This is a genomic window from Chelativorans multitrophicus (assembly GCF_011317445.1).
In the GTDB taxonomy this organism is placed as follows: Bacteria; Pseudomonadota; Alphaproteobacteria; order Rhizobiales; family Rhizobiaceae; genus Chelativorans; species Chelativorans multitrophicus.
Window position 1 is genome coordinate 685,848 of the sequence record NZ_JAAAPL010000002.1, and the last position, 13,083, is coordinate 698,930.

The 13,083-nt window shown below is 61.0% G+C and carries 12 protein-coding genes; 6 read left to right on the forward strand and 6 right to left on the reverse strand.

Annotated features, from left to right (window positions below; all coding sequences use genetic code 11):
- Nucleotides 1–9 precede the first annotated feature (9 nt).
- The 6 genes from fabG (at nt 10) to gmk (ending at nt 5,331) form a co-directional block, all read left to right on the forward strand.
- Nucleotides 10–747: a 3-oxoacyl-[acyl-carrier-protein] reductase gene (fabG, locus tag GNP00_RS13985; RefSeq protein ID WP_011581105.1), complete on the forward strand. Its 738-nt coding sequence runs from the start codon at nt 10–12 to the stop codon at nt 745–747.
- A gap of 187 nt (nt 748–934) precedes the next feature.
- Nucleotides 935–1,171, forward strand: coding sequence for an acyl carrier protein (locus GNP00_RS13990; protein ID WP_011581104.1), 237 nt, complete (start codon nt 935–937; stop codon nt 1,169–1,171).
- 44 nt (nt 1,172–1,215) lie between these two features.
- On the forward strand, nt 1,216–2,472 hold the full coding sequence (gene fabF / locus GNP00_RS13995; RefSeq protein ID WP_011581103.1) for a beta-ketoacyl-ACP synthase II: 1,257 nt from the start codon (nt 1,216–1,218) through the stop codon (nt 2,470–2,472).
- A 102-nt stretch (nt 2,473–2,574) separates the two neighbouring features.
- Nucleotides 2,575–3,750, forward strand: a complete 1,176-nt coding sequence (gene mltG / locus GNP00_RS14000; protein WP_011581102.1) for an endolytic transglycosylase MltG — start codon at nt 2,575–2,577, stop codon at nt 3,748–3,750.
- Nucleotides 3,751–3,784: 34 nt separating this feature from the next.
- Entirely contained in the window at nt 3,785–4,672 is an 888-nt protein-coding gene (locus GNP00_RS14005) for a YicC/YloC family endoribonuclease (RefSeq protein ID WP_011581101.1), read from the forward strand.
- Between the two features lie 2 nt (nt 4,673–4,674).
- Nucleotides 4,675–5,331 carry a guanylate kinase gene (gmk, locus tag GNP00_RS14010; RefSeq protein ID WP_011581100.1) on the forward strand — a complete coding sequence of 219 codons (657 nt, stop codon included), beginning with the start codon at nt 4,675–4,677 and terminating at the stop codon, nt 5,329–5,331.
- Between the two features lie 176 nt (nt 5,332–5,507).
- Here the strand turns inward: gmk and rsmA are convergent, their stop codons facing one another.
- From rsmA to lptF, 6 genes are all read right to left on the reverse strand, one after another.
- Nucleotides 5,508–6,335 (reverse strand): 16S rRNA (adenine(1518)-N(6)/adenine(1519)-N(6))-dimethyltransferase RsmA, encoded by an 828-nt coding sequence (gene rsmA, locus GNP00_RS14015; protein WP_166016108.1) that lies wholly within the window; start codon nt 6,333–6,335, stop codon nt 5,508–5,510.
- Nucleotides 6,332–7,345, reverse strand: coding sequence for a 4-hydroxythreonine-4-phosphate dehydrogenase PdxA (gene pdxA, locus GNP00_RS14020; RefSeq protein ID WP_011581098.1), 1,014 nt, complete (start codon nt 7,343–7,345; stop codon nt 6,332–6,334). The genes rsmA and pdxA overlap by 4 nt, the downstream gene beginning before the upstream one ends.
- Nucleotides 7,346–7,395: 50 nt before the next feature.
- On the reverse strand, nt 7,396–8,334 hold the full coding sequence (locus GNP00_RS14025; protein WP_011581097.1) for a peptidylprolyl isomerase: 939 nt from the start codon (nt 8,332–8,334) through the stop codon (nt 7,396–7,398).
- 91 nt (nt 8,335–8,425) lie between these two features.
- Nucleotides 8,426–10,786: an LPS-assembly protein LptD gene (locus GNP00_RS14030; protein ID WP_011581096.1), complete on the reverse strand. Its 2,361-nt coding sequence runs from the start codon at nt 10,784–10,786 to the stop codon at nt 8,426–8,428.
- Entirely contained in the window at nt 10,786–11,865 is a 1,080-nt protein-coding gene (gene lptG, locus GNP00_RS14035) for an LPS export ABC transporter permease LptG (RefSeq protein WP_011581095.1), read from the reverse strand. Before lptG ends, GNP00_RS14030 begins: the two co-directional genes overlap by 1 nt.
- Entirely contained in the window at nt 11,862–13,043 is a 1,182-nt protein-coding gene (gene lptF, locus GNP00_RS14040) for an LPS export ABC transporter permease LptF (protein ID WP_041544682.1), read from the reverse strand. The genes lptG and lptF overlap by 4 nt, the downstream gene beginning before the upstream one ends.
- Nucleotides 13,044–13,083 lie beyond the last annotated feature (40 nt).

Here is a 13,083-nt window from a genome sequence, read left to right on the forward strand (position 1 = left end):
AGGGACGCCATGTTTGATCTCAATGGCCGCAAGGCTCTCGTCACGGGAGCAACCGGGGGCATCGGCGAGGCGATCGCCAGGGCGCTTCACAAGCAGGGCGCGATTGTGGGCCTGCACGGGACGCGGGTGGAAAAACTCGAAGCGCTTGCAGGCGAACTTGGCGAAAGGGCAAAGATATTTGCCGCGAATCTTTCGGACCGCGATGACGTGAAGGCTTTCGCCGAGCGCGCCGAATCAGAGCTCGAAGGGATCGACATTCTCGTCAACAATGCAGGGATCACCCGCGACGGGCTTTTCGTGCGCATGAGCGACGAGGACTGGGACGCGGTGATCGAAACCAATCTGACTGCCGCCTTCAGGCTCACCCGCGCGCTGACGCATCCCATGATGCGCCGCCGCTGGGGCCGCATCATCAACATTTCCTCCGTGGTGGGCGTGGCCGGCAATCCAGGGCAGGCGAATTATTGCGCTTCCAAGGCCGGTCTCATCGGGTTTTCCAAGTCGCTCGCCCAGGAGGTCGCCAGCCGCAACATCACGGTCAATTGCGTGGCGCCGGGTTTCATTGAGACGGCGATGACGGACAAGCTGAACGAGAAGCAGCGCGAATCCATCATGGGCGCCATTCCCATGAGGCGCATGGGCTCAGGAGAGGAGATTGCCACGGCTGTGGTCTATCTTGCCTCCGAGGAGGCGGCCTATGTTACCGGCCAGACCATTCACGTGAATGGCGGGATGCTGATGGTCTAAGAGTGTGTGGCGGGCTTTGCCGCAGCGCAAATTCCGTGTTATGGCCGCGCCCGAGTGAGGCAGGATTCGCTGCAAGGTCGGCAAAAGAAAGCTTGGAAAGCCGCTGAACCAGCCATCTTTTCAGCTTGATTAGCGTGAAACCTGCCGCTAACGAAGACCGGAAATTCATGAAGTCGAGGGTTCACAGATGAGTGATACTGCAGAGCGCGTCAAGAAGATCGTTGTTGAGCATCTTGGCGTAGACGCCGACAAGGTGACCGAACAGGCCAGCTTTATCGACGATCTGGGCGCGGACAGCCTCGACACCGTTGAACTGGTAATGGCCTTCGAGGAAGAATTCGGTGTCGAGATCCCCGACGACGCGGCCGAGACGATCCTCACAGTCGGCGACGCTGTGAAGTACATCGAAAAGGCCACAGCCTGAGGCCCAGGCCTTCTGCGCAGCAAGGACTTGAGGCAATTCAGAAGATGAGACGCGTCGTCGTCACCGGCGTAGGACTTCTTTCGCCGCTCGGGCTCGGCGCGGAGCACAGCTGGAACAAGCTGCTTGCCGGCGCGAGCGGGGCGAAGCGCATCGACACATTCGAGGTCGATGATCTGCCCTGCAAGATCGCCAATACGATCCCCCGCGAAGGCGAGGGCGGATTTGATCCCCAGGCTTTCCTGGAGCCGCGCGAGCTGCGCAAGATCGCAGACTTCGTGGCCTACGGAATCGTGGCTGCCGATCAGGCGCTTGCCGATTCGGGCTGGCAGCCGAACACCGAGGAAGAACGCTGCGCGACCGGCGTTCTCATCGGCTCCGGGATCGGCGGCATCGACGGGATCGCCGAGAACGCGCTGCTTATGCAGGAGCGCGGCCCGCGGCGCATCAGCCCGTTCTTCATCCCCGGCAACATCATCAATATGGTCTCCGGTCAGGTGTCGATCCGGCATGGGCTGAAAGGCCCCAATCACGCTGTCGTCACCGCCTGTTCGACCGGCGCGCACGCCATTGGCGATGCCTCGCGGCTGATCATGTTCGGTGATGCGGATGTCATGCTGGCGGGCGGCGCGGAATCGCCGGTAACGCGGCTTTCGATTGCCGGCTTTTCTGCCTGCAAGGCACTCTCCACGAGCTTCAACGATACGCCGGAGAAGGCTTCCCGGCCTTATGACCGTGACCGGGACGGATTCGTCATGGGCGAGGGGGCCGGCGTGGTGGTGCTCGAGGAACTGGAGCATGCCAAGGCGCGCGGGGCCAGGATCTATGCCGAGGTGGTCGGCTATGGCCTTTCCGGCGATGCCTATCATATCACTGCGCCGTCGGAAGACGGCGACGGAGCGTTCCGCTGCATGGCGGCGGCGGTGAAGCGCGCCGGGCTGACTCCGGCCGAGATCGACTATATCAACGCGCACGGCACCTCCACCATGGCCGATACGATCGAGCTCAAGGCGGTGGAGCGGCTGGTCGGGAATGCCGCCAGCAGGATCTCCATGTCGTCCACCAAATCCTCGATCGGCCATCTTTTGGGCGCGGCCGGCGCGGCGGAAGCGATTTTCTCGATCCTCGCCATCCGGGACAATGTGGCCCCGCCGACGATCAATCTCGACAACCCCGAGGTCGAGACACCGATCGACCTTGTTCCGAACGAGCCGTGCAAGCGCCAGATCGATGTGGCGCTTTCAAACTCATTCGGCTTCGGGGGCACGAATGCGTCCCTGGTCTTCCGGCGATACCAAACCTGACCTTTCGGCTTAGATGCCGGAAAAATGACGCTATTCTGCTGCAAATCGTGTAGATGATTCTGCAAACGAGAACATGTTGCTCGGTAGGGAGATCCGCCTGACGTGACTGACAGGAACGACCAGCCGTCGAGGACTTTCGTATTCAGTTCGGGCCGCGACGCACTTCGCCCTGAGGCTGCCACGCCGCCGCCGCCGAAGCGTTCACGGCAGTCCCGTAACCAGTTTATCGTCTTCCTGAATTTCGTCGTCTCTTCCATCGTTTTCGTGCTGGTGGTCGCCGGCATCGCCTTTTACTTCGGCAAAAGCGCGTTCGAGGGGCCGGGACCTTCCACCACGACGCAGACCGTTTTGATCAAGCCCAATACGGGCGTGCGGGAGATCGCAAGCATTCTGGAGAGCGAAGGCCTCATCAGCGATGCGCGGATCTTCATGATCGGGCTCAGGGTCCACGGCGCCGATAGCAAGCTCAAGGCAGGCGAATACGAGATCAAGGCTGGCGCTTCCATGCAGGACATCATGGAGCTCCTGGAGAGCGGCAAGTCGGTTCTCTATTCGCTGACCATTCCCGAAGGGCTTACGGTGGCGCAGGTCTTCGAGCGCATCGCCAAGACCGAAGAACTTGCAGGCGAGTTGCCGGAAGAGCTGCCACCTGAAGGAAGCCTTGCCGCCGATACCCTGCGTTTCACCCGCGGGCTTTCCCGCAAAGAGGTTGTCGAACGGCTGAAAGCGCAGCAAGAGGAACTGGTGCAAAGCATTTGGCAGCGGCGATCCGAGGATCTCCCCATCGAGGATATCAACGCGTTCCTGACGCTTGCCTCGATCGTGGAGAAGGAGACCGGGCGCTCGGACGAACGCTCGCGCGTGGCCGCCGTTTTCCTCAACAGGCTGAAGCGTGGCATGCGGCTTCAATCAGACCCCACCGTGATCTATGGTATCTTTGGCGGCCAAGGAAAGCCGGCGGAACGGCCGATCTACCGGTCCGATCTCGACAAGATGACGCCCTATAACACCTATCTGGTAAAAGGGCTGCCGCCGACGCCCATCGCCAATCCGGGGCGGGCGGCGCTGGAGGCTGTGGCCAATCCGTCGCGGACCGAGGAACTCTACTTCGTGGCCGATGGTAATGGCGGCCATGTCTTTGCTTCCTCGCTTGACGAGCACAATGAAAACGTAGCCCGCTGGCGCAAAATCGAGCGCGAGAGAGCCGCCGCTGCAGAGAAGGCCGCATCTGAGGTGCAGCCTGCGGCAGCGGAAGGCAGCGAAGTGGGCGAAAACTGACGAACGCTTTCGGGCGGAGCAGCGGGCGGCGGGAATGACGATACAGAGTATGACGGGCTTTGCCCGTGCCTCCCTGGCGGATGAGATTATGTCCGTGAATTGGGAATTGCGCTCGGTGAACGGCAGAGGGCTGGAGCCGAAGCTGCGGCTGCCGACGGGACTTGAGCGCCTGGAGCAGCCGGCCAAGAGCCGCATCGCGAAGCGCTTCTCGCGCGGCAATATCCAGGCCAATCTTTTCGTCACACGCGGTGCCGCGCTGCGCCGGCCGGTGGTGGACGAGGAACTCTTGGCGGAACTCGCGCGCCTGTCACGGCACCTCGTTGAGGAATATGGGGTCGCCCCTGCGCGGGCGGATGGCCTTCTGGCTCTGCGTGGAGTGATGGATCTGCCCGACACGGTTCTGGATGAAGAGACAGGCGAGCGGCTGGACGCACTGGCGCTTTCAGCGCTCGACCAGGCGCTGGACGAACTTGACGCCGCACGGCGCGAAGAAGGATCGTCGCTCACGGTGGTGCTTCTCGACCACATCGCCGCCATAGAGGCGCTGACGCTCAAGGCGGAGGCGGACCCTTCTTGCGAGCCGGCGAGTATTCGCCAGCGCCTGCAGGAGCAGGTAAGGCTTCTGCTTGATGCGGCACCGGCGCTCGATGAGGGGCGGCTGCTTCAGGAAGCCGCCTTCCTGGCGACAAAGGCCGATATTCGCGAGGAGATCGACAGGCTGAAAACGCATGTCGCGGCCGCGCGAGCACTCATCGAGGCGGGGGGACCGGTGGGGCGCAAGCTCGATTTCCTTGCGCAGGAATTCAACCGCGAATCGAATACACTCTGCTCCAAGTCAAACGCCTCTTCCGTCACGGCGATCGGCCTTGAATTGAAGGCTGTCGTCGATCAGTTTCGGGAGCAGGTGCAGAATTTGGAGTAGCAATGGAATCCGCCTCGCCATCCGCCACGATCCGCCGCAGGGGAGTGATGCTGGTTCTCTCCTCGCCTTCGGGTGCCGGCAAATCGACCATTGCAAGGAGTCTGCTCGAGAACGATCACGAATTCGAGCTGTCGGTGAGTGTCACCACGCGCCCGCGCCGCCCCAGCGAGATCGAGGGTGTGCATTATCATTTCAAGACGCAGCGCGATTTTGAGATGATGCGTGATGGCGGCGATCTGCTCGAATGGGCCGAGGTGCATGGCAACTGCTACGGCACGCCCCGCGGCCCAGTCGAACGGGCGATCGCGGGTGGACGCGACATGCTCTTCGACATCGACTGGCAGGGGGCCGCGCAGTTGCGCGAAAAGATGCCGGACGATATCGTCTCCGTCTTCATCCTGCCGCCGACCATGAAGGAATTGCTGGCGCGCCTCACAAGGCGGGCGGAGGATACGCCCGAGATCATTGAGCGGCGCCTAAGGAACGCCCATCACGAGATCGAGCAGTGGCGAGACTACGATTATGTCGTCATAAACGACGATCTGGACCGCGCCTTTGCATCCGTCCGCGCGATCGTGTCGGCGGAGCGTCTACGGCACGAGCGGCGGCCGGGACTTGAGGATTTCGTGGCGGGGCTTTTGGCGGAGAGACCGGAATAGGATTGCTGGATCTTCCTGTTCGCCTCTCTTCCTCGATCGCTGGTGACGGGTTCAGGTTCAGGCATGGATCCTCGGGTCAAGCCCGAGGATCCATGCCTGAATGCTGAAGAAGGTCGGGCGATAAATTTTCAGAGCTACCCACGGGCTGGACTTTTCGCCATAGGCCGCGCTGCACTTCATATCTCCCGTGCCAGCCGCACGAATTCCTCCACCGAGAGGGTCTCGGCGCGGCGGGTACCATCGATGCCCGCTTTTTCCAGCAGTGCTTCACCGCCGACGGATAGAAGGCTCTGGCGCAGCATTTTTCGCCGCTGCCCGAAGGCGGCTTCGGTCGTACGCGCCAGCCGGCCAACCTCGACGGTCAGGGGATCTGCCCGCGGGACGATCTTGACGACGGAAGAAATTACTTTGGGAGGTGGTGTGAAGGCCTGCGGCGGCACATCAAAGGCGATCCTGGCTTCGGTCCGCCAGCCAGCCAGAACCCCGAGACGCCCATAGTGACTGCTTCCGGGCTTCGCGACGATCCGCTCGGCGACTTCCCGCTGGAACATGAGCGTCATCGATTCGTAGAAGGGCGGCCAAGTCTGCGGTGTCAGCCAGCGGATAAGAAGCTCGGTTCCGATATTGTAGGGAAGATTGGCGACGATTTTTACGTCGCCTGAATTTCCCGCGAGCGCGGCGAAATCCGCTTTCATGGCGTCGCCGGCGACGATCTCAAGGCGACCGGGATAATGCGCGGCGATCTCCTCAAGGGCCGCGATGCATCTCTCGTCGCGCTCGATCGCCACAACGCGCCTTGCTCCTTCCATCAGGAGCGCACGCGTGAGGCCACCTGGGCCGGGGCCCACCTCCAGCACGGTGGCATTGTCCAGCCCGCCGGCGGTGCGGGCGATGCGGCGCGTGAGGTTGAGGTCGAGAAGAAAATTCTGGCCCAAGGCCTTTCTGGCGAAAAGACCATGCCGCTCGATGACATCCCGCAGCGGCGGCAGACCGTCCATGCTCATGCGTTGTGCTTCGCAGTGTTGTCGGCGAGGAGGCGCGCAAGGCGGATTGCCGCGATCAGGCTATCGGGCTTCGCGACACCCCGGCCCGCAATGTCGAAGGCGGTGCCGTGATCCGGCGAGGTGCGGATGAAAGGCAGCCCCAGCGTGACATTCACGGTCTCGTCAAAGCCGATGGTCTTCACCGGAATCAGCGCCTGATCATGATACATGCAGAGCGCTGCATCGTAAGTTCGCCGCGCGGCGGCGTGGAACATCGTATCTGCCGGCAATGGTCCGAATGCATCGATACCCTTCGCACGCAAGGCTTCGATGGCCGGCGCTATGATGTCGGCATCTTCCCGCCCCATGGAGCCACCTTCGCCCGCATGAGGGTTGAGTCCGGAAACGGCCAGGCGCGGGGCGCGAACGGCAAAACGCTCCGCCAGGTTCCGCGCGACAATCTCGCCCGTTTTTTCAATCAGATCGGCTGTCAGGCTCGCGGGGACATCTGCGAGGGGTTGATGCACCGTTATCGGGACGGTCCGCAGTTCCGGTCCTGCGAGCATCATCACAGGCCTGGATTTTTCGCCCGTGATCTTCTCGGCCAGGTAGCCCAAGAACTCCGTATGGCCCGGGAACCCGAAACCTGCATCATAGAGGGGCTTCTTGGCGATTGGGCAGGTTACGACGCCCGCAGCACGGCCCGATAGCGTATCTTCGACCGCGCGGCTGATTGCCTCGATCACACCCGCCGCATTGGCGGCGAGGGGATGCCCCGGCAGGTCATCGAGACTGTTTTCAAGCGGCACGACGGGGAGGGCACGACCAAAATGCGCCGCCGCGGTTTCCGGCTCGGCCTCCACGATGGAAATATCAAGCTTCAGCAGGCGGATGCGGGCGGAAAGGAGCGCTGGGTCGCCCAGCACGTAAAAGGGCGCCAACTCTTTCTCGTTCCGCTTAAGCCAAGCCTGGAGGAGGATTTCCGGGCCGATCCCCGAAGGATCACCAATGGTCAGCGCGAGTGAGGACATGGGAAAATCACGCTGACCTTGTTAAGCGGCATGATTGATGCGTGCCTGTCTCAGCGGCGGACTATTCGAGCCTTCTTACGCAGCTCCGCCATATACTCCTTCGCGGCATCTTCGAAGGACCCGTCCCCTGCTTGCTGGCTCTGGAAGACCATGCGGGCAACGTGATCGTCCGAAACTTCGCGCGCGCTGCAGATGCCGATGAATTCGACGCCGCGCTCCGTCTCGCGTATCGGCGTGGCATTGCCTGGCCGCGTATTGGAAATCTGATCCTTCCACTCCGGCGGGAGTTCCGGGGCCAAGACCCGACCCATATCACGCACCGTGACGTCGATCAGACCCTTGGCGAACTGAACCGTATTCGCGCAGCCGTTGAAGCGGTCGCGCATCGCCTGGGCCTCTCGCTTGCGCTTGGCCAAAAGCTGCCCGCGCTGCGCGGCTGGCACAACGAAGATGACCTGCTGCAGCATGTATTCGGTCGCTGTCGGCTTCTGCCCGCCCTGCTGCAGCATCTTTTGAACCACATCCTGCTCGGAAAGGATGGTGCCGGAGCGGGAGCGGCTCTGCATTACGCGGCCCCAGCCGATCTGTGTGCGAATGAATTCCTTGAAATGTTCCTTCCCGACGCCAGCCTGACCCAGAATTTGGTCGAGCTGAGCCACGGTCATGTTGTTGGATCCCGCGAAATTCCGGTAGGACTCATCGACCATTGCCTGAGTGATATTCACACCGGAGCGCGCCATCTCTTGCTGGCGCAGCGTCTGATCGATCATCTCCTCCGCCGCGAGCTCGTTGACGTTGCCCTTGCGCTGCATAAGCCTGAGCAGCGCTGCCCGGCGCTCGATATCAAAGCTCGTGATCGGCCGGTCGTTAACGACGTAGCGGATTTCCGTGGCATCAACAGGGAGAATGGTGGCCGCGCCTATGCCAAGCGCGAGCACCGCCGCCAGCGCAACCATTGCTGTGGATCGGCATATGCTCCGCACAGACATGTTCCATTCTCCTTCACATCATATGAAATTCAGCAATCGTGAATTTAGCATCGCTTTCTTGATAGGCGAAACTATGACGCTGTCACAATGCCTATTGCTGAACGAAAGCGTTCGAGGAACTGCCGAAATCACCCAAAGTGCGCAATGAAATATTGAAGCCAAAGCTGTTTTCGCGTTCGCCGCTACTGATATTGCGCTCTTGCGAGAATGTCATCAGATAGGTGAAGCATTCGTCGTCATAGGCGAAGCCGAAGGAATTTTTCACGAGCGTGCTGCTCTCAAGATCGTAGGTTCCCGATGCGAAGCCACGCCAGTTCTCATGGAAGCGAATCGAGGTCGAGGCGGTTACTTCCCGCCGGTCTTCCGCAAAACCGTAGCCCGGCTGCGCATCGATAAAGGCGTATTGCACACCCGCCGTAACCGCGCCCACCGTGCCGGCTGCACGCACATCCGCGCGCCTCAGCTCAAAGCTCCGCTCGTCCAGCCTGGCGCCGGTCGAGAAGGAAATCCCGTTCGGCAACGTTACTCCGATCAATCCCACATAGTCGGAAACGTCCGTCTCGAGACCGGAATAGGCGCCGACATTTACAAGGTCGGGTGATGCGTAGGGATTATCCCCCGCCAAATGATAGGATTGGCCGAAAAGGCCATGCGCGGTCCAGCCGTTACCGAAGCTCCCCGAGTAGCGGAAGCCGACATTCGCGCGCGTACCACCCTCCATGCGATCATAGCCGGAAAATTTGTCGCGCTCGAAAAGCGTTGTAGCGTCGAAGACGAGCGACTGCGCATCCTCATTGGGGATGCCGAGCCTATCGCGATAGGGCTCATCCGGCCGTGCGAAGAGCTGCACCATCGGTTCGATGATGTGCGCCGAACCGGCCGCCGCAAATAGAATGGGCCAACGCGCCTCTATGCCCGCCGTCGCCATAGAGCGGTAATAGGCAGACTGGATATCGGCTTCGGCGCCGGCGCCATTTGCGAAACTTTGGATCCTTTCGGCAGCATCCTGCGAATAATCCGTGAAAATCGAATCGCCGCGCGCGTGCAGGATCGGGGTAAGGACGAGGCCAGCGCTGGTGATGAAGGAACGCCGCCACTCCGCCTCTGTGGTCAGGCGGCCGGAATTGCCTTGAAGACCCTGCAGCTTCCTGGTCCCATCGCTCATTGTGTACATGCCCTCTTCGCGGTGGAGCGCCTGGGCATTCACATCAAAGGTGAGTTCTCCGCCCGCAACCTCCCGGTCGGGCGTATAGGTGTAATCGAGATTGGGCAGGACGAGCGGCTGCGAGTCGTTGCGGCCATTCACCGAGTTTTCCTGCACCTGGAACCGGTAGCCCCTGAGATCGAAATAGTTCCGGTCGTTGAGGCCCGTAAGGTAGACTTCGTCACGGTGCACCGACGACGAATAGCCCTCAATTTCGTAAGTCTTGGCGAAGTTCTTGTCCGACTGGACCATCACGTTCCAGCCGGCGGACCAGCGGGAATTAATCCGGAAATCGCCCTTGGAGGCGATCATGCCGCGATCGGTCTGACGTGAGTCGACCTCGTTCGGCGCCCATTCCTCCGGCCGCTGCTGGTCGATGCCGGCCACGCGCAGATTGTATTCGCCATTATTGAATCTCTGCCGCCACTCGGCTTCGCCCAGAAAGCCCTGCTTGGTGTAGCCTGTGACCGAGGCGGTGAGATCGAAGGTGGGGGAAAGCGCGAAATAGTAGGGAACCTTAAGGCCATAGCCGAGCTCGCTGCCGCCCTGCACGCTCGGCATCAGGAAACCGGACTTCCGCTTCACCGTCGGATCGGCCACTTCCAGGAATGGAAGATAAGCGATCGGCAGGCCGAAGAACTCGAAACGCGCATTCTCGAAACGCACGGTCTTCGCCTGGCCGTTCCAGATGATTTTCTGCGCCTTGATCTGCCAGAGCGGTGGCCGATTCGGGTTTTCCTCGCAGGGTTCGCAGGCGGTGTAGACGCCTTTGTTAAAAGTGGTCAGCCTGCCGCCTTCGCGCACGGCGCTCTCGGCGCCGAAATAAGTCCTGTCGACCGTTTCGACCCTCAATGCCCGGACGAAGCCTTCGCCCAAATCGTCCGTCAGGTCGACCTCTTCGGCATGGAAGCGATTGCCGTCCTGGTCGATGATCTCGACATTGCCGCTGCCAATGACACGCGAGGTGCTGCGGTCATAGGTGACGCGCTGCGCCACAACGCGATAGCCGCCATACTCGATCTGTACCCCGCCCACGGCGGTGATGGTATTGTTGTCGTTGTCATAGACCAGGGTGTCGGCCGCGAGCAGCATCTGCGCGTCCTGAGGCAGGTCGCCTTGGTCGATGCCGGCCACCTGAGCGGCGGCAGCAGCGGCGAACGCCAGCAGTGCGACGGCCGCAACACCTGTCTTGAAGCGCAGACGCGTCAAATGAGCGACCGCGCGGCTCTTTCTCACCGCAGCCGCCATTAACCGTCCTCTCGGAATAAAAGGAAAGTAACCCCGAAAAACATTGCCACCATAACCGGAGTCCAGGCCGCAATAGGAGGCGGCACGAATCCGGCGTCACCAAACGCCCTCACCAATACGGAACTCACATAAAGCAGAAACCCCGCCACGACGCCACCCAGAATCACAGTTGCGGACTGTCCCATCCTCGTAAATCTCATCGACACGGTGGCCGCGATCAGCGTCATGGCCACAAGCAGCGGCGGCAGCGTGATCAGTGAATGGAGCTGCATGGCGAAGGCATTGGCGCGCAACCCGAAGGAATGTGCGGTTTCGATCATGCCGGGGAGGGCGAAGATGGAAACCGCATCGGGATCGGTGAGTTCCTGGCCCACGAATTCCGGCTTCAGATTCGTGGGCACCCGGGCGGTTGCTATTTTTTCGGGTGCGTTGCCGCCTTGCCGCCGCACCACGTCGACAAGTTCCCAATAGCCATCGCGCAGGAAAGCGCTTGCCGCATCAAGGCGCTCGGCGATTCGATCATCGCCGATGATGAAGAACACCGGCCGCACGAGTTCCGTCCCGCCGGCCAGCGCCGCGTCGGCGCCGATAATCGTCTCTCCTTGATCTGTGCGCTGCTTGATCCAGCGTTCTTTCGCGTTGTTGGATGTATCCGCGCCGCGCACCGTTGCCTCCAGCATCTGGGCGCTCGCAAAGGCGCGCGCGGCGATGGGATTCAGCACCAGTACCGTCAGAAGCCCGAAGACGAAGGCGCCGAATGCGATCGGGGTCAGAAACTGCCAGGCCGAGATGCCGGCGGCGCGCGCGATCACAAGCTCGTATTTGCGGTTGAGGCTGATAAGCGTCGCGATTGCGGCAACAAGGCCGATAAAAGGCACTGCCTGCTGCATGATGATGGGAAGCTGCAGCGCGGCCAGGCCCAGCGCCCAGCTTGTGGTGAAGCCCTCAAGATCTCCCGCGCGGCCGGTAATCTCCGTGAAGGTCACGATATAGACGAGGGCTGCGACGCCAATGAAATTCCATGCCGTGATCACGGCATAGCGACGGAAAAAATATCTGCCGAGAGTGGGGCCGATCATGCGCGCTTTCCAGCAACCGGCCGCAGCCGATTCATCGTATCGGTTACCTTCTGGCCCATGGAGACGAGCTGCTCAATCCAGCTCGTGGGCAGTTCCATCACCCGGTTCGTCGCGATGAACCAGCAGCAGAGCAGGATCGTGCCCAAGGGCGCAGCATAGAGCAGATAGGTATAAGCTGGCACTGTCTCGGCCTCATTGCTCGCATAAAAGCCTGCCCAGCGGACAAGGAGTCCGATCGTCAGCGTCGTGACCATCGGGTGAAGCCGTGTTTCGCGGAACGAGCGTGCATCCCCCGCCACGGCGATGCCGATCAACGCGAAAACGATGGGGTAAAGCCATTCGGAAAAACGCGTGTGCAGCTCCGCCCGGAAGCTCTGGGGATTCTTGGCAAAAAATTTGTCGTTCGGATCGGGCTCGAGAAGCTCGCTGAGATAGCGGTCCTTCGGAAAGAGCGTGGGCACGCCCTCGCCATTGGTGAATTGCGACAGATCGAATGCGTAGGAATCGAACCGGATGACCGACACGTCACCATTCGCCACCTGCCGTTGCACCTCGCCTTCGAGCAGGACGAGAATGTTGCCGCCATCGCGTTTGACGGTCGCACCGCGCTCCGCCCGATAGGCGAGTTTCAGGTTCGGATCGCGGGAATCAATCACGAAAATCCCGCCAAGCTCGCCGTTCGGCAACCGCTCGGAGATCTGTACGAAGATTCCGTCCACCACTTTCCTGAACGAGCCTTCCCGAAGCACGGTGGTGATCAGGTCCGCATTGGCGTTTGCAAGGATGGTCCGCATCTTCTGGCGCGAATAGGGCTCCAGAGTGTTGTTTATGGCGAAGGCGGCGATGCTCGCGATGATGGCGATGATGAGTATCGGCCATATGATTGTCGATCGCGGGCTGCCTGCCGCGCTGATGACGACCAGTTCCGAATCGGCGTTCATGGTCGCAAGCGTCTGCGCGACGGCGATGCCGATGACGAAAGGCATGATGACCGGAACCACGGATGGAAGCGTGAGGAACGCCACCGTGAAGAAGGTTGCCGCCGACTGGCCGCTGGAGGTAACCAGATCGAGCCGGTTCAGCACCTGTGTCGTCCAGACGATGACGAGCAGCCAAGCAAGCGACGCGGCGAAAATCGCCAATGTGCGTCGGAGAATGTAGCGCTCAATCACCTTCATCGGCCGACATGAAACCTTATGTTTGGGCCACAATAGGGCG